A 24,493-nucleotide genomic window follows, 5' to 3' on the forward strand; every position below is an offset into this window, starting at 1 on the left:
TTTCTCGTCGATAACTAAACCCAGATCATAGGGTAGGTTCCTCCCATGCATCCCTCCCTGCTATTTTTCGGTGACGGCACAACCTCACTTGCAGGCAAGACGGGTGACCGTCTGCGATAGGAACGAAACAACAAGAGGCTGCTTGGTCGCTAAAGGAATCGCGATATGAAGTCTCCCGCTTCGCTCTTGCTTTGGCAATTTTCCTTCCCTGCACTGCTTTAGCTCAAGGCGGAGGTGGCGGTGGGGGAGGAGGAAGTGGTGGAGGTGGAGGCGGCGGGTCTGCCGGTGGAAGCGCCGGGGGCGCGGCCTCGTCTGGGGCGGGAGGCACCTCCGCAATGTCTCCTTCAACCGCGGGCTCTGCGGGAGCTGCCGGCACCGGCGTAAATTCAAACTCGAACGGCGGAATGTCTGGTGCGACCGACAGCCCAACCAGCACCGCGACCGCACCTGGAGCAGCCCCCTCCGGCGCTAACTCTCTCGCGCATCGTGCGCCAGAAAGCGGGGCGAAGACGCTCCGTCATGACCTCGACGACGGCGATCGCATCGCGCTCTGTGCCGCCGTCGCCGCGCCACAACCTTCTCCGGGTGCCCGCACGAAGCTCGTCGCTCCGCCGAACTCATCGGTCAGCTCCTTGAAAAGCTTATCGAACCAATCCTTCGTTATCTTCTCGCCATCGCCCGCCTCTTTCGGGACGAGTATTTGCACAAGATAGGCGGCACTCATCGCAGGACCCACGCACGGGCGCTTGCCGACCAGTGGGCTAGAAGCGTTTCCGTCGCCACGCACTCCACCTGCTGTCCGAACCGGTTCATGTAGATGTTCATCATGGAATCGTGGGTCTCGTCGGCGGAGCTGCAGAGCGCATCGGTGACGAGGATGACCCGGAAGCCCCAGTCGACGGCTCCCAGCACGGTGGCCAGGACGCAGACGTCCGTCTCGCCGCCGGTGACGATGATCGTATCGACGCGCGCCGCGCGCAGCTGCTCGTGAAGATCGCTTCCCGTCCAGGGGGAGTAGACATGCTTGTCGAAGACGCGTGCGGGTGGAACGAACTGCGCAAGCTCCGGGACAAGCCCGATCATCTTCGAGCCGAGCGCATCGATGGTCATCGATCCCCAGCGCTTGTAATAACGCCGCCACATGCCGGCGCCCTGGCCGGGCTTCTGCGCCGGGATGAAGCGCGTGAAGAGCGTCCTCTCGGGCTGGGCCGCCGTCACGGCAACAATATTGGGCAGGACGCGCGGTAGCCACGGCATCTGCCATGCCGTGCTTTCCGCGAACATCCTCTGCATATCGACGCAGATATGAACCGCGTTCTCTCCGGGCGCCCCATAGCGGAGCTCAGCGTTCTTTGACATCGGCGCCGTCCTCGAAAGTGAGCTCCAACGGAGCGATCCGGCCTTGGTTCCTGTCCTGAAAAGGGTTGCAACCAGCAACCCGGCTAGCGACGCGGCATTGAGCGGGGAAAGGCGGTCAATGGTGCGGCGACGCACCGCGCTCGCGCGGGCTTTGCCCTTGACGGCTGAAGGGGCGGCAGCCCCTTTTTCGCGCGAGAAGCCCGGGCGCCGGACTGCAGGGGACGGGCTAGAGGCCGGTCGGCTGCGCAGCAGGCGGACGCGCCCGAAACGGAACCGTGCGCCTTTGCGGAAAGTTGGGATACCAGCAGACCAAACCGGGAGACCTCATGAAGCGAATTACGAAATGGCGGGCGGGCGATATGTTCGCCGCGATGCGAAAGGCCGTATCAAGGAAAGCGATAATGTGAGCCGGTCGCTTTCTCAGGATCGCCGCAAGACGGCGAAGATAAAAGTGAAAGCGGGGCAGGGTGGCCGGGGCGACCGCAAGCCCGTCAACTCCAAGGCGCGGAGACAATCGAGTGCCCGCAAGTAACGCCACACTTGATCTCTTCGGAGGCGGTTTCCTTCCGGAAGGTATGAAGTATGAGGCGGAGTTTCTCTCTGCCGAGGAGGAGCGTCAGTTATTAACTGATGTCGAAAAGCTCCCCTTCCGGGAGTTTGAATTCCGCGGTTTCACGGGAAAGCGTCGCACCGTTTCTTTCGGGTGGCGCTATGATTTCAATGGCGGCGGCCTCACAAGAACCGAAGACATGCCCGAATTCCTGACGGCGCTCCGCGCCCGTGCCGAAGCCTTTGCCGGCCTTGCGCCTCACGGCTTCCAGCAGGCCCTCGTGACCGAATACGCGCCTGGGGCCGGGATCGGCTGGCATAAAGACCGCTCCGTCTTCGGCGATGTTGCGGGCGTTTCCCTGTTGTCGCCTTGCACCTTAAGGTTGCGCAGGCGGACTGAAAAGGGCTTCGAGAGGAACACTCTCGTTGCCGAGCCGCGCTCTGTTTACCTTCTCCGCGGTCCATCGCGCACCGAATGGCAGCACAGCATTCCCCGATTCGAAACCCTGCGCTACTCGGTCACTTTTCGGAACGTCCTCGAAGGGGGTGCATCGTAATGGCGTTGCCAAAGCGGCTCCAGCCGATGCTTGCAACGCTGACCGACGCGCCGTTCGACGATAAGGGCTGGATATTTGAGGACAAGTATGACGGCTTCCGCATGGTCGCTAAAATCGACTGCGGCAAGGTGACGCTGTATAGCCGCAACGGCAAGATCATCAGCCATAGCTATATCGAAGTCGCACAGGCGCTCGAAGGTGTCAGAGGCGATGCCGTCATCGACGGAGAACTCGTCGCGATCGGCAAGGATGGCGTGTCGCATTTCCAGCTTCTGCAGAATGCCCTTCGCCATGAAGCAAAACTGCAGTACTTCGCGTTCGACCTGATGTTTCAAGATGGCGAAGATCTTCGTGGCCTGCCGCTCACGGAGCGTAAGCAGCGCCTTAATGCTATCCTGCCGAAAAATAAGCTCATCGGGTACAGCCGCAACCGGAAGACTTTTGGTGTGCAATTCTTCGAGGAGGCCGAACGCAAAGGACTTGAAGGCATCATGGCAAAACGCGCCGACAGCAAATACCTGTCAGGCGCGCGAACCCACGACTGGCTGAAAATTAAAACCTCGAAACGCCAGGAAGTGGTGATCGCGGGATTTACGGCGCCGCGGAGGACGAGACCGTTTTTCGGAGCGCTTACACTTGCGTTGCGGGAAGGAAATGGCTGGCGCTATATCGGGCATGTCGGGACGGGCTTCAGCCACGATACTCTCGAAGAGCTCCACAAAAAGATGATCAGGCTCAAAGCCGCCAAATCTCCCTTCGGCAAAAAGGTAAAGGACGAAGCAGTCACCACCTGGGTGAAGCCGCAACTCGTTGCCGAGGTGAAATTTACCGAGTGGACGAGCTCCGGCGAGATGCGGCACCCCGTTTATCTCGGCCTGAGAAAAGACAAGGACGCAAAAGACATCGTCATGGAACGCGAAAAGCCGCGCCGGTGACGACTGCATGTCAGCCCCGGCTGACTGGTGAGCATCTTGGCCTCGTTAAGCCCAGTGAATAGGTGAGCACCTTCGCGCATGATTGTCATCATCCACGAAGTGAAAGGACGTCGTTCACATGGCAGACGAGCAGAATCCCAACAAGCAACAGGCCCTTGGACAGCAGAACCGGCAGGGCAACCAGGGTGGCCAGTAAGGTCACAACCCGAATCAGAAGCCAGGCCAGCAAAAACCAGGACCCTGGCCAAAACAAGCAAGATGGCGAACAGGGCCGGCAGCAGGGCGGCCAGAAGCCGTAAAGTAAAAACAAAAGCCCGGCTTCGGCCGGGCTTTCTTTTGCATGCGAATGCTGGACTACTTACGATTCTTGTCGAGTGCCTGCGCCATTTCGAGATGGTGCTTGAGCGCCGGCAGGGTTTTACCCGCCCAGTCCTTCAGCTTGGCATCGTCGCCGCCATTCGCGTAACGCTCGAACAGCGACACTGCATCCTTATGAGCGCTTACCTGCATGGGGTCGTATTCCGACGCGAAATCCTCGGGCTTGGCGTCGCGCAACTTTGCAATCTTCTTCTGTGACGCGTCATCAAGCGAGGCGGGGATCGCCGCTTTCAGATTTTCGGGGACCATGGATTTGAGTTCGCTGCTGGTCTTCGTGTGATCCGCGACCATCATCTCGGCAAACTTCTTCTCGTCGGCATTGCCCTTCTCCTGCGCGATCTTGGCCGCCTCGATCTCGGTCTGGTCGCTCATGGCGGCTTCCTTGATGAAGTCTTCCGTTTTGGGCGCGATACCCAGTGCCGAGTTGACGCCCGTCTTTTCGCCGACCGACTGTGCGAAGGACGGTGCGGTAAATAGGGCGAGTATAGCGAACGCGAGAGCTGCTTTTTTCATGAGACGTTTCCTTGGGTGAAAATCGCGCGGTCAACCGTCCGTCAGGATCAAAGTTCCTGCGCCCCCTAGATGTCGGACACGGCACGGCCCCGGCCTGAGAGGAGGTAGACCGGGACCGCTTTGCCGGGGCAACGGCGTGCCGGAGTGCACCGGCACGAGAAGAAAGCACGCCGGATGTCGGCCGTTCATACGCTTCGTGAAAGCATCGGCTATGTACACTTTTACACGGTCATGCCCGGGCGGATCGATCATCTTGTGTCGGTGATTCTGCGAGCGATGACATTCCGTGCCTACGCCGCCCTCTGCGAAGTGCGTGCGCATAATGACACATGCGCGGTGGGATGGAGTGGGTGGAAGGAGGCAACGCTGGATCGGCACGCCCTCGAGGATGCGGCAGCTCTTGAACGGCCGCCTGCGCCACGCGATAGCGCCGTCCGGCAGCGGCCTCGCATTGGCGCGATAGTCAGCTTCTTCCTCGCCCGTCCAGGTTTCAATCGCGTCCGTCAGGCGGTCGTGGAGGATAGCCGGTTCTGCCGGGTCGAAGCCGGACATCGGTCTGAGAGAATTCGTCAGCATTAAAGATCCTCCCGTATGCCTAGATCGGATGCCGGACATTTCCTCCGTGACGCGTAAAAAATTTGACTGATTGGTTGGCGATGTGAACCTGCGCCAGGTATCGGCAGGTTCTGCAAATCCGGGATAGGGAGCTTTGATGCCCTGCGCCGGCCTGTTTACTCCGTAACGCTACCGCAACTCCTACTACCGAAAATATCGGGGAAATGCCCGTTTGTCCCATGCGGCCAGAGCCACGGCGAAAACGTTCCGCTTAGGACCGGCCTGTTCATCAATTGTTGTTGTGCGCATTCAACGAAGGGATAAGCCGTGGCAAAAAAACCCAAGAAGCTCGAAGACCTTTTTCATGAGACGCTCAAGGACATATACTACGCCGAAAACAAAATCTTGAAGACACTTCCGAAAATGGCCAAAGCGGCCCAGTCCCAGGAGCTGAGGGCGGCGTTCACGCTGCATGAGAAAGAGACCAGAGGGCAGGTAAAGCGCCTCGACCGTGTGTTCAGGATTATCGGTAAGCCGGCAAAGGGCAAGTCCTGCGCAGCCATCAACGGTATCACCGAAGAAGGCTCGGAGATTATGAAGGACTTCAAGGGAGCGCCTGCGCTCGATGCCGGCCTTCTCGCTGCGGCTCAGGCAGTGGAGCACTACGAGATCTCCCGGTACGGGACGCTATCTACCTGGGCGGAAGAACTGGGTTATGATGAAGCTGTGACGCTGCTGGATGCGACGCTGGCCGAAGAAAAGAACACCGACAAGACTTTGACGGGCATCGCAAAGCTAGTCGTGAATGTCAAGACAGAGTCTGAGGACGAAGAGGAATAGCGCCGCAGGAGCTGTGAACCTGCCCCGTTGGATATCCATGAACTCGACGTACTCCTTGCTCCCTTCCACCGGGGCCTCGCCGACCAGCGCATCGAAGCCGCGAAGTGCCGCCTCTACCGTATTCCTTCTCGCCATCGTAGGCGGCTGGACCGCGACACGTGGTACTTCGTCGCTTCGCTCCATAAAGAGCGCTTGCATCAGGGAGCGCTCGTTGCCGGCGCGAGAGCTTCTGGCCCATAGCAGACGCGTGACAGCTGTCTGCACCGACGTCGCCTCATGGCCTATGGCAGGCCGCCTCAGTTGGCAGGCGCGTTAACGGGTGGAATTGGCTTGGTCGGGTGGATGACCAGCTGATGCGGTCGTGAGAACGCGACCGCCAGCCCCAACAATCCGATTGTGATTATGATCATGCCCCGCATCGGGTGATTTTATAGCAAACCCAGCCAGAACAATATGGAAATGCGTCGGTTTCAAACCATTTCCTTATTCCGATGTTTTGTTGACGTCGGTAGGAAACATGCACGATTGCGAGGATTCCCGGACTTCAAGCGCCCCTAAATCGTTGTCGGGAGCTTTCACAGCAATTCCGTACAGGCCTTACGCCGCCATGGTCGGTGATCTGGAGTAGCAATACCGGAGCAAATCCACTGCTGCCAAGGGTTACTCGTGTGTAGTGCTGAGGAGTGTCGGAAACTCGCCCGGCAGTAGCAGAAACAAGCTGACCAGATCGGCAAATTGCCAAAGGATGGCACGGAACTTTGTCGAACTCGCCAACGACTCTGCAGTGCAGTCACTCATGAGGGGCGGCGCCAGCCGATGCAGTAAGGCCACTTCGGTCCGGCGGCTTCGTTCAACGCCAGCGCTTTGGCTTTGGCCCGATCGCCCGATGATGTGGGTCAACAGCTGGAGGGCAAACGGGTCATCGGGCAATCGTTCCTAACTGCATTTAAAGCCCGCCAGCTGCCGCACTTCCCCGCCGTAGCAACCAGTTCGACTGTCAATTGTTGTCGCCAGCACAACCACTTGGAGGAAACAAGGCATGTCACGTCTAACTTTGCTGGCGGCAACGTTGTTGCTGCTCGCATCTGCGGCCGCGCAGTCGCAGCCCGCGCAAAGCGGTCCTGGCAACAACGCCGTGAACAGCTCCGAAAAGAACAATTCAAACGCGCCAGTCTCGGGCCGCAACAGCTTCACCGAGGGCCAAGCGAAATCGCGGATCGAGGAGGCAGGATATTCCAACGTCTCCGGCCTGCAGAAGGACAATGAAGGCGTCTGGCGCGGCAAGGCCGACAAGGCGGGCACCAAGACCGACGTCAGCGTCGACTTCCAGGGCAACGTCAATCCCACAAAATAAGGAGCAGATCGCATGACGACCACCATCTCTCGGCTCTACGACAATTATTCCGATGCAGAGCGGGCCGTCACTCGGCTCGAGAGCGCCGGTGTGCCGCACTCCGACATCAGCATCGTCGCCAACAATTCTGACAGCTGGTACGGCTCGCAGAGGGGCACAGTCGACCGTGACCGCGACGGCGTCGACGATCGCGCCGAAGGGGCCGGCGCGGGTGCCGGCATTGGCGCCGGCCTCGGCGGCGCGGCAGGCCTTCTCGCCGACCTCGGCCTGTTGGCCATTCCCGGTCTCGGGCCGGTCGTGGCTGCGGGATGGCTCGCGTCGACGGCCGCCGGCGCGGCCGCAGGTGCGGCCACAGGCGGCATCGTCGGCGCGCTCACCCAAGCCGGCGTCTCCAGGGAAGACGCATCTCGCTATGCGGAAGGGGTTCGCCGTGGCGGCACCCTCGTGTCCGCGAAGGTGCCTGACAACGATCGCACACGCTTCGATGCGCTTCTCCATGAGAGGTCTGTCAACCTTCAGGAGCGCAGCTCCGCTTGGCAAAAGGCTGGCTGGACCGACTTCGATGCCGCAAGCCCGCCATTGTCTCCCGAGGACATCGGCCGCGAGCGCGAGCTTTACGGCGCGGGAGGGAGGCGATAGGTCTCGTCCGCCTCACAAGGGCCCCGCACTGCGGGGCCTTTTTTGATAGCAAACCGGTACACTTGGCAGGGGCCTCGGCGAACCCAAGCGAGATGACGTCAACTTCTGGCCCGAAGCGGAACAGCCGTTAAGTAGTTGTCACGTTGCCAATAGAAGCAAACAGATCGTCGGTCCATGCTCAGCCTCTTGCCGCTCCTGTCCCTGAGTGGGCTTTTACCAGGTGCATCGGGAACGTGATATGGTCGGTGCCAAGCAGGAGATCAAATGAGCATTGTAAAACTTCATCTGGCGGAGCAAGAAGAGCGTCTGGTTTTAATCGAGGAAATTTGCATCGATAAGGGAGCGCTTGTCCTGGATACGGCCACAGACGAAGTCTACTTTTCTGCAGACGAGGCGGCCTACAAGAGCGCCTACGTCACGGCGTTTCAGGCCTGGACCAAGGGCACGATCAAGGGCAACAGCGGAACAGATATTCGAGGCTACGAAATCCATTCTTGAGTACTAGAGGCAGCCGCTAGAGCCGAAAACGTCGAGGTAATAACATGTCATATGCCTATAAGCTAAATGAAGAGGTTCGCCACCAACCTCAAGGCCCACAAGGACGTGCTGCAACTGAACCGCAGATGATCTACACGATCGTACAGCACATGCGATCGAGTCCGATGGACGAGTAAGATACCGTATCAAGTGCAAGTCCGAGAACATCGAGCGGATCGTTACGGAAGATCAGCTTTCGTATTTTCAGTGAGTTCTCGTGTCCTTCGCAAGCGTCCATCAGCATTCCGCAGTTTGGGAGGCAGCTAGGAGGAGAAGTGTCAGACCGGCGGGAGCTCTATCGGAGCCCAAATGGCGACACGTGGTTCATCGCACGCGAGCCTGCTAACGGTTACGCTTTTATCTTTCACCAGCCCAATGCGCCCTCTGGTGGCCGGCTATCTCACATCGAGTTGGGCGAGTTATTGCGTGATGGGAAGGGACCCGAACAGCAAGCATTGTTGCGACTGATCGGAACCCTGCTCGAGATACCGCCGTTTGCGTAGGAGCCTTACACCCATCGACCATCACGGCACTACTTTATAGCGCAAAAGGCCTTTGAAATCGGGTTGAAAAATTCTTTCTTTGTATGCCGACAAGTCGGACTTCGGGTCGCGAGAGCTTTCCGCTAGGGGCGGTTGTTGGCATTACGAGCAATCCGGCTGGCGTGTCATTACGCGTGAGTGCTTGGGGTCACTTGCGAACATCGCTGCCACTAGCACCCAAATGCCCACACCGGCGAGTTACGGAAACCGGGAGAGCCCCTCAGGGAGTGGCGCCTACCTGGGTGCCCCGGGCCGGTCAGGAAGGACATTATGGCGCCAACGGCCCCGGATCGATTAATCGGGCTCCGGTTGCGACTAATAGAAACATCGCCTGATAGCTGCGATATCTCGCGGCCATTCGCGTCCTTTCACGGCCCTTATCCAGGACATTGCCAGACTGGTCGCAAACTCGCCATTCCCAACCACGACGATTGCGATCGATCAACATAATCTCCAGCATTGAAGCTAAGCTACCCTGTATGCTGCACCGGCGGTGGACTGTCGAGATTCAAGGAAAATGGGAAAGTCGTCGTCGATAGCGCATCAATAGCGATTTGCTCCTCCGAGAGTCGCTTAATCAAGAACGCGCGCTCGAGATCTGAGAGCCGATGCTCAGCAGGCGGCGGTAGCGGTGGAGCGGTAGCGGTGGAGATTTGTCGTGATGGAAGCGAAGCCGCGCCAGTTTTTCGTCCATCATCATCTGACCTCCGAAACTACGCCGCCGCAGCCGCACGTTCGGTCGAGCGGAGACGGTAAAGCTTTCCGCCGGGTGGCGTCCGGGGGCCACCGTCCAAGGCGCACACGCGTCCAAGATCTCGTCGATTGACACCGGCTTCTCGAGGCCGGCAGCGGCGCGCAAGGACGGGCAAAAAGCGATCGCGGACGCGTCGGACGCCCATGATGCCAGGATTGCGCGCTTCTCGGCCAACGTCAGGGCCGGATGATCCAGCACGTCTCTCGGTGCTTCAAACACCGTGCCGGGATGAAGAAGAGCGTTGAAGTCGAAAACATTGTCGTCAGCGGTCGTCGGCCGCATGGTCTTCTCCTTTTCATTGACGAATGGGTGGGAGCCGCACGATTTGTCGCACGGCTCCAAGGGCGCCAGCGCTATGCGGCAGCTTTGGCTTCCAGCCTACGCATGTTGCCGGCCGAGACATCGCCGATCGCAATCCGGCGGGGCTTCATGGCTTCCGGGATCTCGCGAACGAGTTCGATGGTCAGCAAGCCGTTGTCGAACGCGGCGCCTTTCACCTGGACATATTCTGCGAGGTTGAACTGCCGCTTGAAACTGCGGGTCGAGATACCGCGATAGAGGAAATCACGCTCAGTCTTGTCGGATTTGCTGCCTTCGACCGTCACCACGTTCTGCTCGGCGGTGATGACGATGTCGTCGGGCGAGAAACCCGCCACCGCGAGCGAGATCTGATAGCGATCATCCACCAGCCGTTCGATGTTGTAAGGCGGGTAATTGTCCTCGCTGGCCCGCTGAGCGGTTTCTGCGAGGTCGAAAAGGCGGTCGAAACCAACGGTCGAGCGCCAGAGCGGGGCGAAATCGTAGGTGCGCATAGCAAATCCTCCTAAGAGCAAGATGTCTACGAGCCGACCCGGACACAATCGGTGCCCGATTCTTGGCCCGGGCCCCATCAGGCGCCCGGATGCCATCGTCTGATGGCGACAAAAAAATTAGCAAAGCCGGCTTTGGTTTCAAGAGGGGTTGAAAAAATCTTGCCACCGATCACCGCCGTTACAGGTCCTCGCGCAACCCCTTGAAGAAAGGATGCCGTACTTTCCCCTCGGCCGACTTAGCGCGGTACTCTATCTCGGCAAGCAGCTTCGGCTCGACCCATATGCCTTTGAGTGCGATCCGCTTGGCGTAGGGCTGTGTCTTTCGGACGAGCGGTTGAAGCTTCTTACGCAACTCGGCGGCTGACGTTTTGTCGAAGCCGTGGTCGACCTTGCCGGCATAAACCAGGTCCTCGCCCTTGCGCCTACCGAGATATATGCAGTCCCATTTGCCCTCATCGAGGGCGAAGCCGGCGATGGTGAGCGTCTCGCGCTGGGAGCATGTTTTCTTGACCCAATTATTGCTGCGGCCGACCGGGTAGACGCTGTCGCGCACCTTGGAGACGACGCCTTCCAGCCCGACTTTGCAGGCATGGGCGAACATCTCGCCCCCGTCGATCTCAAAACTCTCGCTAAATTGGACGTCGCTGCCGGCGATAATCTTCTTCAGCGCGGCCTTGCGCTGGAGCAGGGGGACTTTCCGTAGATCCCGGCCGTTGAGGTAGAGCAGGTCGAAGGCGACGAGTACGATCTTGGTCGAGCGGCCCTTTAGCTCGTTCTGCAGGACGGAGAAATCGGTGCTGCCATCGGCGGCCGGTACCACGACTTCGCCGTCGATGATGGCCGAGCTCGCCTTAATGTGCCAGGCGTCGTCGGCGACCTTCTTGAAGCGTTTGGTCCAGTCGTGCCCCCGGCGGGTGAATACGGTGACGGCTTCGTTAGCGAGATGCACCTGGACGCGATACCCGTCGAACTTGATCTCATGAAACCAGCGCTCGCCGGATGGCACGCGATCGATCGAGGCTGCCAGGGCCGGCGCGATGAAGCCGGGAAAGGGCGCCTTGATGCCCAGCGTTTCGTGCTTTTTCCGTTGAAATGCCACGGCTAGACCAAGCGCGAGCTGTATTGCCGCGTGTCTTGGGCAGCGTAGCGATCGACGAATTCCTGGAGATTCGAAGGAATGTCGGTGAGCTGCAGATTGCACCGATGCTGGATCTCGCGAGCAAACGTCCTCGGAAACCTCTTCTGACCAGCGCTCCGACGTGTTGAAGGCAACCCTGCTCGGCCGTCGATACTCGCCGGCGAGAAGATCTTGAAGGACCGTCTCGAGGTCTGCCGATTCCATGTCGGTTTCGCGCCAAGCGCTCCCTGCGCGCCCGAAGTCGTCCGCCACCAGATAGATGTCGCGGTCGAGGCGGTCGGCCGGCACGATTGAGGGCGAGGAACGCATAGGCTACTCCGATACAGCAACGGCGGAGAGACGGCCCCGGCTCGCAGAGGCTTGGGGTTAAGGCCGGGGCCGCTCCGTCAGCTCTGCAGGGAGCTGGCGACGATTCAACTGTCCGCGCGCCGCTGTCGTTCCTTTGGCGCGACTGGGAGGCCTTGGCGGTATGGGGATCGTCAGGCGCCGCGAGCCTAGGAAAAACTGGCAATCTGTTCTGTTCACTCGTGAACATTGGCTATAGAGTTCGGTTGGCGGGACTGGAGTAGCTGCAATGAAAGATATGCGGGCTCAGTTGGAAAAGCTCCGCACGGATGCGGCCGAGTGTGCGCTGATCCGAGATCTGGCAAGCGATCCAAAGAAGCGAAAACTATTTACCCGGCTGGCAGATCATCTGAGCGTGCTTGCTGCCGAGGTCGAGCATGCGATTGCGGAAGGTATGAAGCGCAGCGACGGGTAACACCACTGGCAGTAGCTCGCGCGCGCATCCCGCCGCTAGGAATCGATAATTTGACTCTGCCTTGCGCCGCGTTTCGATGTCGGCATGCCTCGCCCTGTCCGCCGCCATACGCCCACGCACCCCGACGGCCGGCCGATGAAGATCACGTTCGGCGAGATGCGCGAGATGGGCCTGCGCGGCGTCCTGGTCTATTGCCACTGTGGCCATCACGTCGCCCTGGACGCTGACTGCTGGCACGACAGCGTCGGGCTCTCGGATCTTGAGCCGCGGTTCGTCTGCCGGGTTTGCGGTAATCGCGGCGCCGAGATTCGGCCAGACTTCGAGCGGGGCAACCAGCGGCTTGCAATCAATGGCTCTCGAAACGCCCGATAGCCGCGCCAAAGACAAGGCCCCAGCCAGGGGGGCGGCTGGGCCTCTCGACCGTCCGGCACGCAGGGGGGAGCATGGGTGCCGAAGCAGAGCACCAATCCAGACGCTTGCCACTTGTTCCTAAGGAAGAGGCTGAGGCGCCTTGCGAGAACCGGCCCATCGCCAAACGCGCGTCCGGACGATGGGCCGTCCCGGGTGGATGTCGCGAAGCTGGAGTCTGGAGTGATCCAGGTATCGCGCCACAGACCGAAATCTTAATCCTCTCCGCTGGAGACTCGTTCCTTGTGCCAGCAGAGGCGGGCTACGTTTTGGAACATCAGCAAGTCGTGCGCATAATGCGTTATGGCAAGTGTGTCGGAAATCCACCTGGTACGGGTCACGACCGACGACCGGGAGCATAAGCTTTGGGTTGTGGCGGCCCCTCGCGACGAAGCGGTTGAGGCGGTCTTGGATATCATTCCGGAAGGATGGAGTGCGGCCCTGCTCGACAATCAGTTGAGCAAGCAGGAGGCGGAGGCCCTGAACCTCCGGCCGGGTGACGTTCGCGAGATCACGTCGCAATCAAATTAGCAAAGAGGCCGCCAATTGAGGGGGGCCTTAAAGCGCGAACAAGGCTACGGCAGTTAGCACAACCGGCAAAGTGCCCAACACAATCACAGCGATCTTGTACGCGACATCTAGACCCATGGTTGATTATAACATCGGTTGGTGCCGTTGTGATGTGCAGCTTGTGCCAAACCGCCAGCGGAGGCCTTACTTCGGGGGACGTAGCTCACCCTTGAGCCAACCAGCCACCCGTTCATTTTTTAAGGGGTCGGGTTTGAACGTTCCGATCTTGCGACCGAATTGCCACAGTTCGATAACTCGATCATCTGCTAGTACTTTAGCCCGCTCTTTTGCGGCGTCATCGTTTGCACACATCAAGTCGAGGCGCAGGCTAATGTTGCCATCTTCGCCGATCGCGTACACCCGATACTCTGGCATCTGGCGGCCCTCAGCCGCAGTCGATGGAACCCATTAAGCGCTCAAAGCCGTGCTAAGGCAAGAAAGTTCCGCTAGGTTCCTCTGGGGCCGTGGCGAAATTCAACTTCGGCCACTGACGGAAACAGGCCAGGGTGAGCCGACGGGGGTGTCACACACCTGTGGCACGGCCATTGCAAAGTTGAAGCCAACTGGGATTTCAGAGCTCAGTTAGAGAATAAGACGCTGCCGGGACGCGTATTTCGAGCCCGGCAGCGTTCTAATTTGGGACGAATGGGGCACCCGCCGCCTCGGTCGGAGCGCGTTCCCGCCGGAGAGGCCCTCCTATCGCGCGAGAAGATCCTCGCCAGGCGGGAGCAGCTTCACATATGTGCCGCTCTCGTGAAGCATCAGCCAGCCGCGTTCGACGGCGTACCGAATCCCAGCGCCGAACTCGCTGCCGCTGGCCTTCAGCTTGAATAGGAATGGCGCGTTGATCCGCTCGATGTAGATGCGGCCGTCCTGCACCGGCTCGATACTGGCCGCGAGTTCGACGAGCTTTCGGGCAGCCAACTCCCGGTCCGCATAGGGTCGTCCTTCGGCGTGCTTCATGCGCAGCTTTCCATATTTGATCCAGTCTTCCTAACTCCAAATTTGGAGTTCTGCCTAATTCAGCTAGGGTTGCCATGCAACCAATGCGCATTGTTGTGCTTGTAGGCCCATGAAGGGTTCATTTGGTGCGGGTGATAACTGACAGCGGCGAGCGCCAGATCTGGCTTGCAGCGACGGAGCGCGACAACGCTGTCGACTACGTGCTCGATGCGATCCCCGAGGGCTGGAGGGCCAGCCTAGTCCAGCGGGAGTTGAGCGCCGAGGATGCGGCGGCCTTGCAAATGAAGCCAGGAGAAGTCCGCCAGCATCGACTGTCTTGATAGCCTTGCGGGTGCGCTAGGGTGTACTCATAAACCCGAATCAGCCTTGCGCGGAGGTAGGGCCCGTGTCCGTTTAGTCTTCAAGACCGGACATCGCCAGTTGGCACCAGCTAGTGACGATCGACAGGATGCACCAAAGGTAGGCTATTGGCCGGACAGCCCTTCATTATTTTTTCTTCAACGGCCCGAAATCCGGCTGCCGAGCGGCCTCCTTACGGCTTGGCGCCGCAGCGATCACCGTAGCCTTCTCTTTCTTCGGTTTATTGACTTCGCGATTGCCGCGTTGCTCTCCCTTGGCCATGTAAATCTCGTCTTGAGGCTTCGCTTGGGGTTTGAGTTCGTCTAGTTCGTCAGATTGCAGCACGCGGCCGCGCGGCGTGCAGACGCGCACGTCAATGTAACCGTCGCGCAGCAGTTTTCGCGCAAGCCGCAGCGCGAGGGTCGCGCTGCCGCGCCCGTGATTGGCGCAGCCGTATTCGTTCGTTCCAGAGACGAGGTAGAGCACGCGGATTGGCCTAGCCATGGAAGAGCGCCGCTGCAGCGACAAGCAGTAGAAGTAACAGCGGAACGATGACGGGCGGAACGACCCACTCCGAGGCTCGAAAACGCGGCATTGCATGCTCCTGCACGAGCACGACGAAGTCGTGCTTCAGTGACTGGTTTCTCGGCGGGAGCGCACGTGACCCTCAGTCACCGGTCGATGCCGTAGTGGAACATGCGGTGATGCGGATGACCTTATGCCTGCATCACGCCGATAGCGAGGACTAAAACGCCGCGCGCCCGGTGGCCTCGATAGTGCTGGCTATTGCCCTGCTTAAGGCGCATGGTCGTGATCGCCGGTGTCGGTTGAGGCCGTTCTCACAAGAAGGCAGGCGCACATGACCATCCGTTCGCGGCAGGAAACCGTCACATTCAAGCATCCGTTCCACATCCGCGGCATCGCGCGCAAATTGCCGGCAGGCCCCTACGAAGTCGTCACCGATGAGGAAATGATCGATGGGCTGTCGTTTGCGGTCTGGCGCCGTGTCGCCACCCTGATCACGGTGCCGTCGGAAGCCGTCCAGGGCGCGACGGAGGTGCGCTCGATTGGTTCGGTCGACCTCGCGGACGCCCGACGCGCCGATATGAACCACCGATGACCGATATTCCCGTCGATCTCGACAAGCACCGCGGCATGGCCGCTCAGAAGGCGACCGATTTGCGCCGCGCGCTGGCCGAGGTCGAGAACAATGTCAGGGAATTGCGCGAACGCGAGTCCGATCTCGAAAACCGCCTGATGACGGTGCCCGCCACCTCATGGCCTGAGGCGGCAGTGAAAGCGCGCTATCTGCTCAACCTTTACGTTGCAAGCCTACCCGCCGAGGACACGCGCCACCGCGCCCTGGTATCGGCACTGTTTGATGATTTCCTCCGGCTCGGCGGAGAGGGTTGTGGCGACTAATGCGTACTGGAGCAGGCTATGACATTGACCCGCGGCCGCTTTATCGGTCACGAGTATGACCGGATGATCGTACGGTTCTCGATGCACGACGGTGCCAAGGAGATTCCTTGTGCGATAACCACCTCTGCGATGGACTATTTGAGCGCCTCCCGCAAGTCAGGCCCGAGCAGCGAGAAGCCAAGTTCATCCGCCTGCCGGGCCGCATTGAAGCAAGCACGGCAATTAAATATCGCGCGACGGAGTTCGAAGGCACCCCGCCCGGCATCGTGCTGCGAGGCATCGATTTTAGGACTTAGGGGAGTAAGCGGTCGCGCTTAGGTATGCGGGCAGCCTTGCCGCCTAAGGGTCGCCTTGTCGGCTTCCAGCAATTCGATGGCGCACTGGATCATCGCCAGGCTTAGGGCGTCCATCCCAGATAATGTCAACACGCGAAGATTTTTGATCTCGTTGTTTATCAGCACTTTTTTCACTTGTGCATCCCGCGGTTTCGAGCGGGAGCAACAAGCTCTCGGTCACCGATCGTGCCCAGGGATTCGGAAAGGTGATTAAACCCAAAGTTGGTCTTCGAGCGGCGTTCCTGGAAATATGAGAAAATACTCTCGACTGCTGGACGACCCCTCCAATGGCTTACTAGCTCAAAGCAAAAACTCCGCCCGCTTAAATCAAGCGCAGGCGGCGGCTTACCAGCCCCGGGAGGGTGAGAGTAAAATCCCGATAGAGGTTTGTCTCCAATTGGCAGGCTGAAGGTCAACACGTCGGACAAGAACGAGACCACAAAATTCAAGATGGCGGTCGTAAGCCCGGTGAGAACAGCCAATTGTTGATCTCCCCGGCGACGTCGATCTGCCGCGCCTTGCGCAAAAGTTCCGAACGACGGATGCCTGCGGGCATGCCCTTCGCCTGTAAGCGGAGATTGATCGCCTCTTGCGCCAGGCGGTATTCGAAGGTCATAGGTTGTACTGGAGAACGTCTAGCAACTTGCGTTCACATCACCGATAGATGCTAAGGGCCGCTCGGTGGTAGCAGACAGTGCGCCTTTATGTGCCGATAGCGAGCGCTTTGTTCGGATCTCGCTCGCTTCTTGGCCGCTGGTGTCGGCAATGTCGCCGCAAGGGCCGCGTCCGCGGCTTCTTTGGCCTCGCGCAGCTCGCGGAGCCGTCTCATGTTCTTGCGAACGTCGATCGCATGCTTTTCGACATCTGCGATTGCCCGCACGCCTTCTTCGGCAGCCAAGCGCTGACGATCAGCGCGAGCTATTGCTTCAGGTGAAAGTATGGCCGATTTTCTCGTGCTCATCATTCATCCGTTCAAAACCGGCAAACCCGCTCAATCCGGGGATCGAGCGGGCAGCATCGCCGCTCCAGTACATCCGTGAAACGGCGCTTCGAGATTAGGCCAGCGAGAGATTCTCTGCGCTGACCTTGCCCCGCATCTTGTCGGTCTTGAGCTCGTAATTGACCTTCTGGCCTTCGGCGAGACCCGAAAGACCAGCACGTTCAACCGCGCTGATGTGCACGAACACATCGCTGCTGCCGTCGTTCGGCTGGATGAATCCGAAGCCCTTTTGGCCGTTGAACCACTTCACTGTACCTGCCGTCATGTTTCTTCTCCAAAGCGCGCAAGCGCATGCCGCGCGACAATCACGCGGTCGTTTCAACTTCGTCGATGTCTTTGGAAAAGGAGCCCGCGGGCGCGTTCAACAAGGCACAGCGGCTGATCGAATACGCCCAATATACATATCTTTCGGTTTTTTGCAAGGCAGGCACCCACATTGTTCTCGGCGCATGGATTCAGGCAGTTCCGGAGAGGCCATCTGGGAACGAAAGGGCGTTATCGATTGACTTGGCCGAGCTGGGGTGTTCACCTCGCATCCACTGTGCCGCGCATCGCCGCGATGAGTCAACGCTCGTTCGAGACAGGCGAAGACTCCGCAGTCGCGCTCACTTTATCCCATTCGCAACGAACTCCCTGCGCATTTGGCTGCGTGTAGGATCGTCGTATTTCGCAGCCAGCAAGGAGTTTCAATTGCAGGTTCTTGTCCGCGACAACAATGTCGATCAAGCGCTGCGTGTTCTGAAGAAGAAGATGCAGCGCGAAGGCGTCTTTCGTGAAATGAAGCAGCGTCGCGCCTATGAGAAGCCTTCCGAAAGAAAGACGCGCGAAAGGGGCGAAGCCATTCGCAGGGCCCGCAAGCTCGCACGCAAGCAGGCAATCAGGGAAGGTTTGCTGCCAGCGCCGCCAAAAAAGAAACTTCCTGAGCGCAAGCCTCCCCTCCCGCAGACGTCCGCTACCGCTCGCTGAAGTGTCCAAACTCAAGCAAGCGACAGGCGTGCTGTCCCGATCGGAGCGCCAAAGGCAACAAGGCGCCCAGTGACGCGCTATAATTTCAGACATCTGGGACGATACGGGGCTCTATTCCGGCGAGGAGGGGATGGAGTTCCGAACTCAGCTCGAAGCCGAGCTGGAAGCGATCGAATCGCTGGCCAGTCTGGCGCGCGACGTTTGACCCAGGGATGAACTGAAAGACGTCGCCATTGAGGTGCAAATCGTTCTTAATCGAGTTTTCGAAGCAGCGCTATCTTCAGCAGGAGCAGAACGGGTCAAGAAAGCCGGCTGGCTGTGGCGTAGCCCTCTCGCGTGGATCCAACTCACTTCCGCTAGTGGGATGGTCCGGCCGTGCTCCCGCCCAGCCAGCGATGGAAGCTGGTAAGGGGCGCCAAAGACGAGGAGCACGTCATGTCCCAACAGATCAATGCTCGAACTGCCATTGTTGGTATCGATATCGGTAAAAACTCCTTCCACATTGTCGGTCAGGACACGCGCGGGGAGATTGTCCTGCGGCAAAAGTGGTCGCGGGGCCAGGTGGCAGCACGGTTCGCGAATATGCTGCCCTGCCTGATTGGCATGGAGGCCTGCGTCGGGGCGCATCATCTCAGTCGCAAGCTCCAAATACTTGGCCACGACGCCCGCCTGATGCCGGCGAAATACGTGCGCCACTATTCGAAGGGACAGAAGAATGACTTCCGAGATGCGGAAGCCATCGCCGAGGCGGTTCAACGCCCGACCATGAAGTTCGTCGCGACCAAGACCGACGATCAGCTCGACCTTCAGGCGCTGCACCGCGTCCGCGATCGATTGGTCGGTCAGCGTACCAGCGTCATCAATCAGATCTGTGCGTTCCTGCTGGAGCGGGGCATCGCCGTGCGGCAAGGCCTGCATGCCCTACGGTCCGAGTTGCCGGGTATCTTGGCGACACGCACCGATGTGCTCTCGCCTCGCATGTTGCGCATCATCGAGGGTCTGGCGGAAGATTGGCGCCGGCTGGATGAGCGTATCGAGGGACTATCGAGCGAGATCGAAACGCTGGCCCGTCAAGATCAGGCCTGCCAGCGATTAATGACGGTGCCTGGCATTGGCCCGATCATCTCGAGCGCAATGGTGGCCGCAATCGGCGCGGGAGACGTGTTCTCGAAAGGCCGCGACTTCGGCGCCTGGCTTGGACTGGTGCCGAAGCAGATATCGACTGGCGACCGCACGATCCTCGGCAGCATCTCAAGGCGCGGCAATCGCTACCTGCGTGCGCTGTTCGTGCAAGCCGCGTGGGTTGTGCTGGTCAAGGTCAAGTGCTGGGAGCGCTACGGCCTCAAATCTCGGATCGAAGCCGCCAAGAAACGATTGCACCACAATGTGCTGGCGATTGCGCTCGCCAACAAGCTCGCCCGGATCGCCTGGGCGGTCCTCAACAAGGAACGCGCCTTCGCGTGCGTCCAGACGGAGGAGACTTCGTCCCGACCTGCTTGATCCTCGCGCCGTGCTCCGGGGGGCCCTCAAGGCGCGGCCTGGCAGCAGGGAGCGCATGACGCCGGGGCAGCACGACGGCCGGCCCTTGACGGCCCCTTGCGCGCGGCGCGTCTGCGCGCGCAGGCCGGGACGAAGGAACGACCGCCAGGCACGAACAAAGGAACAGCGCGAACTGAGGAGCTATCGATGACGTAACCAACATCCTTTACCCGCCAAGGTCTGCGAGACGACGAGACGAAATGGAGGATCGGTCTTCCCGGCGCATGCGAACACTGGTGACCCGAATGGCCCGGTCGAGGCCTGTCCGCTAATCAGCTCGCACGCGCGCTGATATCCATGATGGCCCGGAGTACTGCGTTCCAAGCAGAGGCCGGATACATTGATGCAAGACCGCATCTGCTGATCGTCGAAATCTTCTTGCACCGCACGGCCGGACCATACATTGGGTCACAAGCCGCCGACCACGCTCAAGCTGGCAGACTTCCCCTTTGTGTTGGTAAGCGGACGTTTATGAATCGCGCACCTTGCCCGCCTCGGAGCCGACACGACGGAGGCGCAAAGGCTTCTAAACAACTTCTTCGCCACTCAGATGCAGCACATCCGGCCTCGCGAGCGCATCAAAAAAGAGCTGGAAGTGTAAGGCGGACTGGCACTGTCCGCATTAACCCCAATGTCCTAACTGGATTTGGAAACGGCCTAATTTGTAGCAACCCACGTGCCCCGGCGCGGTTTCCACCTCATGTCACCCAAGGTGGACGAATATCGTCGCAAAGCGCGAGAATCAGCTCTCGGCGCTAGGGTATCTTGACGCGCAGGGCAGCGAGCTAAGCCGAGGCGGCTTGCGGGTGTGCGTTCGATGAACGCGAAGCGAGAGCTTCAACTTCGAAGCTTCCACCATGACAGCACCTTCGCTCCGGCTCAGTTTAGCGGCAATCTGACCAACTGGCATCTTCCCCGCCAGGCTCTTGAGCTCGGAGATATCTTCTTCACTCCACCGCCGATGTGACTCGGGCATCTGCGATACTCCTCCTGCAATACCTCCCTGAAAACTCCTTAAAATGGACTTTAAGAAAGGTTCCGTGCGGAGGCATGCCACCGTAGCGCGTCACCCACGAGGGTGGGGCGCATGCTCTTTTTTTTTGAGTTACCAGCCAGCGTAAATTGGACGTCCCCATCCGCCATAGTACCGAGGACCGTAGTACCCGCCCCATGCGTAAGGCCGGTAAAAAATGCGGGGGCGGTAATAGCGGGGGCCATAATAGCCATACGGCGGGCCGTAGTAGCCTGGATAATAGCCTGACCCATAGTAGTAGGGAGATGCCGCAGCGGCGGCGCCAAAGGCCAGTGCTCCAGCGGCAAGGCCAAAGCCAATTCCTGGACCCCAGCCGCCATGCCATCCGCCATGCCACCGGGCTTCGGCCGGAGCGACAGCGGTGAGGGAGATCGCGCCGGCAGCCAAGGCTGCAAGTGCAATTTTTCGCATTCATACCTCCATGTTCGAGTAGGCCGACAAAGAAATGCAATGCGATGATGGCTCGTTCCTACGACTTTCGCCTGCGGCGGGCCTGTCTGTAGGTGGGAGCGCCGGTCGCGCTATAATCGCGCGAGCGCGAGCCGAGCGCGCAGCATGCCGCAGCGCAAGTTGAGGCGGGCTGCCGCTTTCCCAAGAGCCTTTCATTTACGGAACCGTGATTTCGATTGTCCCTTTTGAGTAGGGCGCGCTAAGCGTGTCCCAACAGGGGGCGTCACATGTCAGACAAGGCCCGCGAGTTCATCGATTTCTGGGCGGAGAACTGCATTCATGCGGTCGAGCAGTACCAGGCAGCGGGCGCGTCGCAGGATGTAGCAGAACTCACGCGTCGTCTCATCGAGGCTGCCAAGGGGCAGGGCATTTCGGAGGCCGACTTGCGGGCTGCGATTGGCGACATCGCCGCGTACATCGAGGAGCTTCTGAGAGCCGCGAACATGGCTGAAAGCGAAAGGCGGAAGACAACTTAAGCTTGGTCCAGCCTGTAAACATCCCCGGGCGCGAGGCGAAGCTCCTCAAAGGTCCGCTGTTGCGTTGGCGTCAGAGCCACATCCAACACTTCGGCCGTCCAGCCCTCAGGCACGGCTGCCAGCACCAAAGTCAGCGCCTGGCTTGGTTTGGCTAGCGCAACCCAAATTTGCGTTGTTGTGTCGTCACCTGTCGCTTGAACGACGGTAAATGAACTGCCGAACGACTCTGCCATTTCGTTCAATGCGGCAACTAGCGCACGGGTTTCTAATCTGAGCCGACTCGATCTCGCTTTGCCGGTCTTCCTTCCTGCATATTCTCCAGCGCGGTCGGCGGTTGTAAGCCCGGCGATGTCAGCCATTCATTGATGTGAGCGGCGGTATCGGCCTGGCGGGCTCGTCTAAGATATAGCTCGCGCTGGGTGCCGGGCGGCGATTGGGCTGCAGCCTCCCTGAACCGCGCAGCCTCCTCGGCCAATCTCTCTTCAAATGTTTTCGTATGCTTGGTTCGGTTGCGACGCTTGATCATGCGCTGCACCTTTCCGTCAGAGGAAGGCGGGAGCGCATTGTCGCGTTCTCATCACGATGTTTGCCACATACCGCGCGGTGATGGCAATTAAACTAACCAGGGTCCTGGTTGCTTTCTATATCCTTTGTTAAGCCATTGATTTATTTTGAGAACTACTCAATTGTGCTAACTGCTCATTTTACTGCAACACAACATTACCGCGGCCCCCGCGCCCTGGCCCGCTCACGAAAGAGGGGCGGGCGCTCTACTTCCCGCCATTCATGGCGTCGGAGATCTGCCCAGCGATAAGATCCGCTGCCCGCTTGGCAGGATCGATCGCAACGTGCGAATAGCGCGCGGTGGTGGCGGCCTGAGTGTGTCCCAGCAGGCGGCCGATGATTGGTAGTCCGAGACCGGAGCCCGCGCCAATGGCGCCAAATGAATGCCTCAGGTCGTGTATGTGGACGTCCTCGATGCCGGCGTGCCTGCGGATCGCGCGCCATGGCCGGTTGAGATCGTGGCGTGGACGCTCGTCTTTCTGGCCGGCAGACTCGGAGGCAACCACATAGGCGCCAATCCGAGGTAGTGTATCTAATATGGTTATTGCGGGCGCGGACAGCACAACAGTCTTTCGTCCGGTTTTGCTGGTGGGCAAGAAGAGCAGCCCGCGACCTGCGTCATACTCGGACCAGCGGACGTGCAGGATTTCCCGTAGTCGACAGCCGGTGAAGAGCAATAGGCGGATTGCCGCTGCCGCATGCTGATCAATCTTGGTGAAACGGTTTTCCGTCTTCCGGGCGTGCTTCGACTGCTTGGTCTGGTCGACAACATGGGGGAGGCCAGTCGTTTCGGCTTCTCGGAGCGTATCACCCAAGCGTTGCAGTTCTTCCTCCGTGAGGTACCGTTCTCGCGGTTGCTCGTCGAACATCTTGATGCCTGCGGCGGGGTTTTTGATCGTCTCCGGAATGCTGCCGTGCTCGATCGCGTGGTTATAGGCGGCCTTGAGCGCGACAATCGCCCGGTTTGCCGTTACTGGCAGCGTCTTACCGATCGCTCGGTGAAGGTTGGCGACGTCGCCCTTGGCAATCGTTGTCGACTTTTTGTGTCCAATTGCCGGCCGGATGTGCTTGTCGAAATAGATCTTCAGCAAGTCGGTGCTAGACGCCTTGAGATGCGGCGTGGCGTGCTCTCTGATGTACGCATCGAGAATATCGTTGACGGTATCCGCGCGGCGGGCCTTGGCGCGCTCGGCCGCCGGATCGCCTCCCAGCTTGACTTCCGCGAGTAGCCTCTCCGCGGCCTCGCGGGCCTTCTCTGGGGATAGGGTAGACGGCGTTCCGATGACCATGCGGCGCTTTTGAACGCCCCTGCCGCCCTCGCCAGGGCGATACTCGACGATCCAGGACTGGGCGCCCGTGGGCATCGCCTTGATGCCAAACCCTTTAAGGTCAGAATCGTAAAAAATGGTTGGCTTGCTGACGGCCGGCAGGCTTGAGACCGATCGGCGGCCCAGCTTCAATATCGGCATCGCTTTCTCCCATGAGTAGCCACCGAGTAGCCACGGGATTATCTATTCAGCGGAACCGATTGGAAAGCAATGGAAATGAGAATACAGATTTTTCTGTACATTTTCAAGCAGTTATATATATGACGAAATCCAGCGGAAGCCTGCGGCATCAATTGGAAAATAGTCAGATCAGTCTGGGAGACTAGGGGTCGGAGGTTCAAATCCTCTCGCTCCGACCATTATTCCAAATCATCTGTCGGGTGGATTGATCGTGGCGTGTCTCGCCCGCCTTCGCCTGAGCGCTCGCTGAGCGGCACGTACGTGACGCTGCTGACGCTGGGCAAGGAATTACCGACGAGATAGGAGCGCGCCACAGATCGGTTTGGTTGCGATGCGAAAACGGAAATCGCCCCTGAGCAAAAAGATATTATGGTCCATAACGATGTTCGCACCGACCTAATTCGGCGAATATCTTTCGCGTCCCTTTTAGTAACGAGTTTTGGGGGAACGCCACATGATTGGTTTTCAAGCCAAACTGGAACGTTTTGAAAGCCTCGCAGCTGAATGCGAATTGATCGCCAAACAATCGGATGGAAGTAATCGCGAGTTTTATCTGCGTGCAAGCGAACACTATCGCGGGTTGGCCAAAGACCTACGTACCCTGATCGCATCGTTCGACGTCGCCGCGTAAGTGCCGGCCAATCTTTGAAAGCTTCGCATTCTCGCGGTGAAGCAAAAAGCGGCCGCCAACTGAGGCG

28 protein-coding genes and 2 pseudogenes are annotated in these 24,493 nt (G+C 59.2%); 16 read left to right on the plus strand and 14 right to left on the minus strand.

The genetic code is table 11. The features are described 5' to 3' along the window. Positions 1-517: 517 nt before the first annotated feature. Both NLM25_RS12445 and NLM25_RS12450 read right to left on the minus strand, forming a co-directional pair. A complete protein-coding gene (locus NLM25_RS12445; protein ID WP_254117079.1) occupies positions 518-724 on the minus strand; it encodes a hypothetical protein in 207 nt (68 codons plus the stop codon). After that, a complete protein-coding gene (locus tag NLM25_RS12450) occupies positions 721-1,284 on the minus strand; it encodes a cysteine hydrolase family protein (RefSeq protein WP_375166835.1) in 564 nt (187 codons plus the stop codon). The genes NLM25_RS12445 and NLM25_RS12450 overlap by 4 nt, the downstream gene beginning before the upstream one ends. Positions 1,285-1,934: 650 nt before the next feature. Between NLM25_RS12450 and NLM25_RS12460 the strand changes: the two genes are divergently transcribed. Continuing rightward, on the plus strand, positions 1,935-2,465 hold the full coding sequence (locus NLM25_RS12460) for an alpha-ketoglutarate-dependent dioxygenase AlkB (protein ID WP_254124212.1): 531 nt from the start codon (positions 1,935-1,937) through the stop codon (positions 2,463-2,465). Beyond that, positions 2,465-3,400, plus strand: coding sequence for a non-homologous end-joining DNA ligase (ligD, locus tag NLM25_RS12465; RefSeq protein ID WP_254117082.1), 936 nt, complete (start codon positions 2,465-2,467; stop codon positions 3,398-3,400). Before NLM25_RS12460 ends, ligD (NLM25_RS12465) begins: the two co-directional genes overlap by 1 nt. A 354-nt stretch (positions 3,401-3,754) precedes the next feature. Here the strand turns inward: ligD (NLM25_RS12465) and NLM25_RS12470 are convergent, their stop codons facing one another. Further along, on the minus strand, positions 3,755-4,291 hold the full coding sequence (locus NLM25_RS12470) for a DUF4142 domain-containing protein (RefSeq protein ID WP_254117083.1): 537 nt from the start codon (positions 4,289-4,291) through the stop codon (positions 3,755-3,757). A gap of 882 nt (positions 4,292-5,173) precedes the next feature. Between NLM25_RS12470 and NLM25_RS12475 the strand changes: the two genes are divergently transcribed. The 4 genes from NLM25_RS12475 (at position 5,174) to NLM25_RS12490 (ending at position 8,177) form a co-directional block, all read left to right on the plus strand. Next, on the plus strand, positions 5,174-5,686 hold the full coding sequence (locus NLM25_RS12475) for a ferritin-like domain-containing protein (RefSeq protein WP_254137149.1): 513 nt from the start codon (positions 5,174-5,176) through the stop codon (positions 5,684-5,686). Positions 5,687-6,725: 1,039 nt separating this feature from the next. Continuing rightward, positions 6,726-7,040 (plus strand): hypothetical protein, encoded by a 315-nt coding sequence (locus NLM25_RS12480; protein WP_254117085.1) that lies wholly within the window; start codon positions 6,726-6,728, stop codon positions 7,038-7,040. 12 nt (positions 7,041-7,052) lie between these two features. Continuing rightward, positions 7,053-7,679, plus strand: coding sequence for a hypothetical protein (locus NLM25_RS12485; protein WP_254137150.1), 627 nt, complete (start codon positions 7,053-7,055; stop codon positions 7,677-7,679). Positions 7,680-7,943: 264 nt separating this feature from the next. Next, positions 7,944-8,177 (plus strand): hypothetical protein, encoded by a 234-nt coding sequence (locus NLM25_RS12490; RefSeq protein ID WP_254117087.1) that lies wholly within the window; start codon positions 7,944-7,946, stop codon positions 8,175-8,177. 1,294 nt (positions 8,178-9,471) lie between these two features. On the opposite strand, the pseudogene NLM25_RS12495 reads toward NLM25_RS12490, so the two are convergent. The 3 genes and pseudogenes from NLM25_RS12495 to ligD (NLM25_RS12505) form a co-directional block, all read right to left on the minus strand. After that, a pseudogene (locus NLM25_RS12495) lies at positions 9,472-9,794 on the minus strand (hypothetical protein). Positions 9,795-9,865: 71 nt separating this feature from the next. Further along, positions 9,866-10,324 (minus strand): Hsp20 family protein, encoded by a 459-nt coding sequence (locus NLM25_RS12500; protein ID WP_254117088.1) that lies wholly within the window; start codon positions 10,322-10,324, stop codon positions 9,866-9,868. Between the two features lie 178 nt (positions 10,325-10,502). After that, on the minus strand, positions 10,503-11,423 hold the full coding sequence (gene ligD / locus NLM25_RS12505) for a non-homologous end-joining DNA ligase (protein ID WP_254124213.1): 921 nt from the start codon (positions 11,421-11,423) through the stop codon (positions 10,503-10,505). A 613-nt stretch (positions 11,424-12,036) separates the two neighbouring features. Here ligD (NLM25_RS12505) and NLM25_RS12510 point away from each other — a divergent pair. The 3 genes from NLM25_RS12510 to NLM25_RS12520 all read left to right on the plus strand — a co-directional run bounded on the left by NLM25_RS12510 (position 12,037) and on the right by NLM25_RS12520 (position 13,161). Continuing rightward, positions 12,037-12,222 carry a hypothetical protein gene (locus NLM25_RS12510; protein WP_254137151.1) on the plus strand — a complete coding sequence of 62 codons (186 nt, stop codon included), beginning with the start codon at positions 12,037-12,039 and terminating at the stop codon, positions 12,220-12,222. Between the two features lie 84 nt (positions 12,223-12,306). Beyond that, the gene (locus tag NLM25_RS12515; protein ID WP_254117091.1) at positions 12,307-12,594 is read left to right on the plus strand and encodes a hypothetical protein; all 288 of its coding nucleotides are present in this window, start codon (positions 12,307-12,309) and stop codon (positions 12,592-12,594) included. A gap of 339 nt (positions 12,595-12,933) precedes the next feature. Further along, positions 12,934-13,161: a hypothetical protein gene (locus tag NLM25_RS12520; protein WP_254117092.1), complete on the plus strand. Its 228-nt coding sequence runs from the start codon at positions 12,934-12,936 to the stop codon at positions 13,159-13,161. A 183-nt stretch (positions 13,162-13,344) separates the two neighbouring features. Here NLM25_RS12520 and NLM25_RS12525 read toward each other — a convergent pair whose 3' ends face one another. The 3 genes from NLM25_RS12525 to NLM25_RS12535 form a co-directional block, all read right to left on the minus strand. Then, positions 13,345-13,575, minus strand: a complete 231-nt coding sequence (locus NLM25_RS12525; protein WP_254137152.1) for a hypothetical protein — start codon at positions 13,573-13,575, stop codon at positions 13,345-13,347. 321 nt (positions 13,576-13,896) lie between these two features. Next, a complete protein-coding gene (locus NLM25_RS12530) occupies positions 13,897-14,163 on the minus strand; it encodes a hypothetical protein (RefSeq protein WP_254117094.1) in 267 nt (88 codons plus the stop codon). Positions 14,164-14,649: 486 nt separating this feature from the next. Next, positions 14,650-14,988, minus strand: a complete 339-nt coding sequence (locus NLM25_RS12535) for a hypothetical protein (RefSeq protein ID WP_254117095.1) — start codon at positions 14,986-14,988, stop codon at positions 14,650-14,652. A gap of 373 nt (positions 14,989-15,361) precedes the next feature. On the opposite strand from NLM25_RS12535, the gene NLM25_RS12540 reads away from it, so the two are divergent. The 3 genes and pseudogenes from NLM25_RS12540 (at position 15,362) to NLM25_RS12550 (ending at position 16,220) form a co-directional block, all read left to right on the plus strand. Then, a complete protein-coding gene (locus tag NLM25_RS12540) occupies positions 15,362-15,622 on the plus strand; it encodes a hypothetical protein (RefSeq protein ID WP_254117096.1) in 261 nt (86 codons plus the stop codon). Further along, on the plus strand, positions 15,619-15,924 hold the full coding sequence (locus tag NLM25_RS12545) for a hypothetical protein (RefSeq protein ID WP_254117097.1): 306 nt from the start codon (positions 15,619-15,621) through the stop codon (positions 15,922-15,924). Before NLM25_RS12540 ends, NLM25_RS12545 begins: the two co-directional genes overlap by 4 nt. A gap of 18 nt (positions 15,925-15,942) precedes the next feature. Next, positions 15,943-16,220: pseudogene (locus NLM25_RS12550) on the plus strand (DUF1488 family protein). Positions 16,221-16,238: 18 nt separating this feature from the next. On the opposite strand, the gene NLM25_RS12555 reads toward NLM25_RS12550, so the two are convergent. The 3 genes from NLM25_RS12555 to NLM25_RS12570 form a co-directional block, all read right to left on the minus strand. Then, positions 16,239-16,394 carry a hypothetical protein gene (locus NLM25_RS12555; protein WP_254117098.1) on the minus strand — a complete coding sequence of 52 codons (156 nt, stop codon included), beginning with the start codon at positions 16,392-16,394 and terminating at the stop codon, positions 16,239-16,241. Between the two features lie 310 nt (positions 16,395-16,704). Next, positions 16,705-16,875 carry a hypothetical protein gene (locus NLM25_RS12560; protein ID WP_254117099.1) on the minus strand — a complete coding sequence of 57 codons (171 nt, stop codon included), beginning with the start codon at positions 16,873-16,875 and terminating at the stop codon, positions 16,705-16,707. A gap of 439 nt (positions 16,876-17,314) precedes the next feature. Then, on the minus strand, positions 17,315-17,524 hold the full coding sequence (locus NLM25_RS12570; protein ID WP_254117100.1) for a cold-shock protein: 210 nt from the start codon (positions 17,522-17,524) through the stop codon (positions 17,315-17,317). Positions 17,525-17,949: 425 nt separating this feature from the next. On the opposite strand from NLM25_RS12570, the gene rpsU reads away from it, so the two are divergent. The 3 genes from rpsU (at position 17,950) to NLM25_RS12585 (ending at position 21,723) form a co-directional block, all read left to right on the plus strand. Next, complete coding sequence (gene rpsU / locus NLM25_RS12575; protein WP_254124215.1) at positions 17,950-18,225, plus strand: 30S ribosomal protein S21; 276 nt, start codon at positions 17,950-17,952, stop codon at positions 18,223-18,225. A 435-nt stretch (positions 18,226-18,660) separates the two neighbouring features. Beyond that, on the plus strand, positions 18,661-19,725 hold the full coding sequence (locus NLM25_RS12580) for an IS110 family transposase (RefSeq protein ID WP_254117101.1): 1,065 nt from the start codon (positions 18,661-18,663) through the stop codon (positions 19,723-19,725). Between the two features lie 1,749 nt (positions 19,726-21,474). Further along, positions 21,475-21,723, plus strand: a complete 249-nt coding sequence (locus tag NLM25_RS12585) for a hypothetical protein (protein ID WP_254117102.1) — start codon at positions 21,475-21,477, stop codon at positions 21,721-21,723. On the opposite strand, the gene NLM25_RS12590 is transcribed toward NLM25_RS12585, so the two are convergent. Both NLM25_RS12590 and NLM25_RS12600 read right to left on the minus strand, forming a co-directional pair. After that, entirely contained in the window at positions 21,720-22,082 is a 363-nt protein-coding gene (locus NLM25_RS12590; protein WP_254124748.1) for a hypothetical protein, read from the minus strand. The two genes, NLM25_RS12585 and NLM25_RS12590, sit on opposite strands and share 4 nt — an antisense overlap. Before the next feature lie 411 nt (positions 22,083-22,493). After that, complete coding sequence (locus tag NLM25_RS12600) at positions 22,494-23,756, minus strand: site-specific integrase (protein WP_254117104.1); 1,263 nt, start codon at positions 23,754-23,756, stop codon at positions 22,494-22,496. 493 nt (positions 23,757-24,249) lie between these two features. Here NLM25_RS12600 and NLM25_RS12605 point away from each other — a divergent pair, with 493 nt between their 5' ends. Continuing rightward, positions 24,250-24,426 (plus strand): hypothetical protein, encoded by a 177-nt coding sequence (locus NLM25_RS12605; RefSeq protein WP_254117105.1) that lies wholly within the window; start codon positions 24,250-24,252, stop codon positions 24,424-24,426. Positions 24,427-24,493 lie beyond the last annotated feature (67 nt).

Origin of the sequence: Bradyrhizobium sp. CCGB01 (genome assembly GCF_024199795.1) — a bacterium.
GTDB lineage: Bacteria > Pseudomonadota > Alphaproteobacteria > Rhizobiales > Xanthobacteraceae > Bradyrhizobium.

Coding starts and splice junctions, on each gene's coding strand:
- NLM25_RS12445 (WP_254117079.1), bottom strand. CDS start 724: ATGAGTGCCGCCTATCTTGTGCAAATACTCGTCCCGAAAGAGGCGGGC.
- NLM25_RS12450 (WP_375166835.1), bottom strand. CDS start 1,284: ATGTTCGCGGAAAGCACGGCATGGCAGATGCCGTGGCTACCGCGCGTC.
- NLM25_RS12460 (WP_254124212.1), top strand. CDS start 1,935: ATGAAGTATGAGGCGGAGTTTCTCTCTGCCGAGGAGGAGCGTCAGTTA.
- ligD (WP_254117082.1), top strand. CDS start 2,465: ATGGCGTTGCCAAAGCGGCTCCAGCCGATGCTTGCAACGCTGACCGAC.
- NLM25_RS12470 (WP_254117083.1), bottom strand. CDS start 4,291: ATGAAAAAAGCAGCTCTCGCGTTCGCTATACTCGCCCTATTTACCGCA.
- NLM25_RS12480 (WP_254117085.1), top strand. CDS start 6,726: ATGTCACGTCTAACTTTGCTGGCGGCAACGTTGTTGCTGCTCGCATCT.
- NLM25_RS12485 (WP_254137150.1), top strand. CDS start 7,053: ATGACGACCACCATCTCTCGGCTCTACGACAATTATTCCGATGCAGAG.
- NLM25_RS12490 (WP_254117087.1), top strand. CDS start 7,944: ATGAGCATTGTAAAACTTCATCTGGCGGAGCAAGAAGAGCGTCTGGTT.
- NLM25_RS12500 (WP_254117088.1), bottom strand. CDS start 10,324: ATGCGCACCTACGATTTCGCCCCGCTCTGGCGCTCGACCGTTGGTTTC.
- NLM25_RS12510 (WP_254137151.1), top strand. CDS start 12,037: ATGAAAGATATGCGGGCTCAGTTGGAAAAGCTCCGCACGGATGCGGCC.
- NLM25_RS12515 (WP_254117091.1), top strand. CDS start 12,307: ATGCCTCGCCCTGTCCGCCGCCATACGCCCACGCACCCCGACGGCCGG.
- NLM25_RS12520 (WP_254117092.1), top strand. CDS start 12,934: ATGGCAAGTGTGTCGGAAATCCACCTGGTACGGGTCACGACCGACGAC.
- NLM25_RS12525 (WP_254137152.1), bottom strand. CDS start 13,575: ATGCCAGAGTATCGGGTGTACGCGATCGGCGAAGATGGCAACATTAGC.
- NLM25_RS12530 (WP_254117094.1), bottom strand. CDS start 14,163: ATGAAGCACGCCGAAGGACGACCCTATGCGGACCGGGAGTTGGCTGCC.
- NLM25_RS12540 (WP_254117096.1), top strand. CDS start 15,362: ATGACCATCCGTTCGCGGCAGGAAACCGTCACATTCAAGCATCCGTTC.
- NLM25_RS12545 (WP_254117097.1), top strand. CDS start 15,619: ATGACCGATATTCCCGTCGATCTCGACAAGCACCGCGGCATGGCCGCT.
- NLM25_RS12560 (WP_254117099.1), bottom strand. CDS start 16,875: ATGACCTTCGAATACCGCCTGGCGCAAGAGGCGATCAATCTCCGCTTA.
- NLM25_RS12570 (WP_254117100.1), bottom strand. CDS start 17,524: ATGACGGCAGGTACAGTGAAGTGGTTCAACGGCCAAAAGGGCTTCGGA.
- NLM25_RS12580 (WP_254117101.1), top strand. CDS start 18,661: ATGTCCCAACAGATCAATGCTCGAACTGCCATTGTTGGTATCGATATC.
- NLM25_RS12585 (WP_254117102.1), top strand. CDS start 21,475: ATGTCAGACAAGGCCCGCGAGTTCATCGATTTCTGGGCGGAGAACTGC.
- NLM25_RS12590 (WP_254124748.1), bottom strand. CDS start 22,082: ATGGCTGACATCGCCGGGCTTACAACCGCCGACCGCGCTGGAGAATAT.
- NLM25_RS12600 (WP_254117104.1), bottom strand. CDS start 23,756: ATGCCGATATTGAAGCTGGGCCGCCGATCGGTCTCAAGCCTGCCGGCC.
- NLM25_RS12605 (WP_254117105.1), top strand. CDS start 24,250: ATGATTGGTTTTCAAGCCAAACTGGAACGTTTTGAAAGCCTCGCAGCT.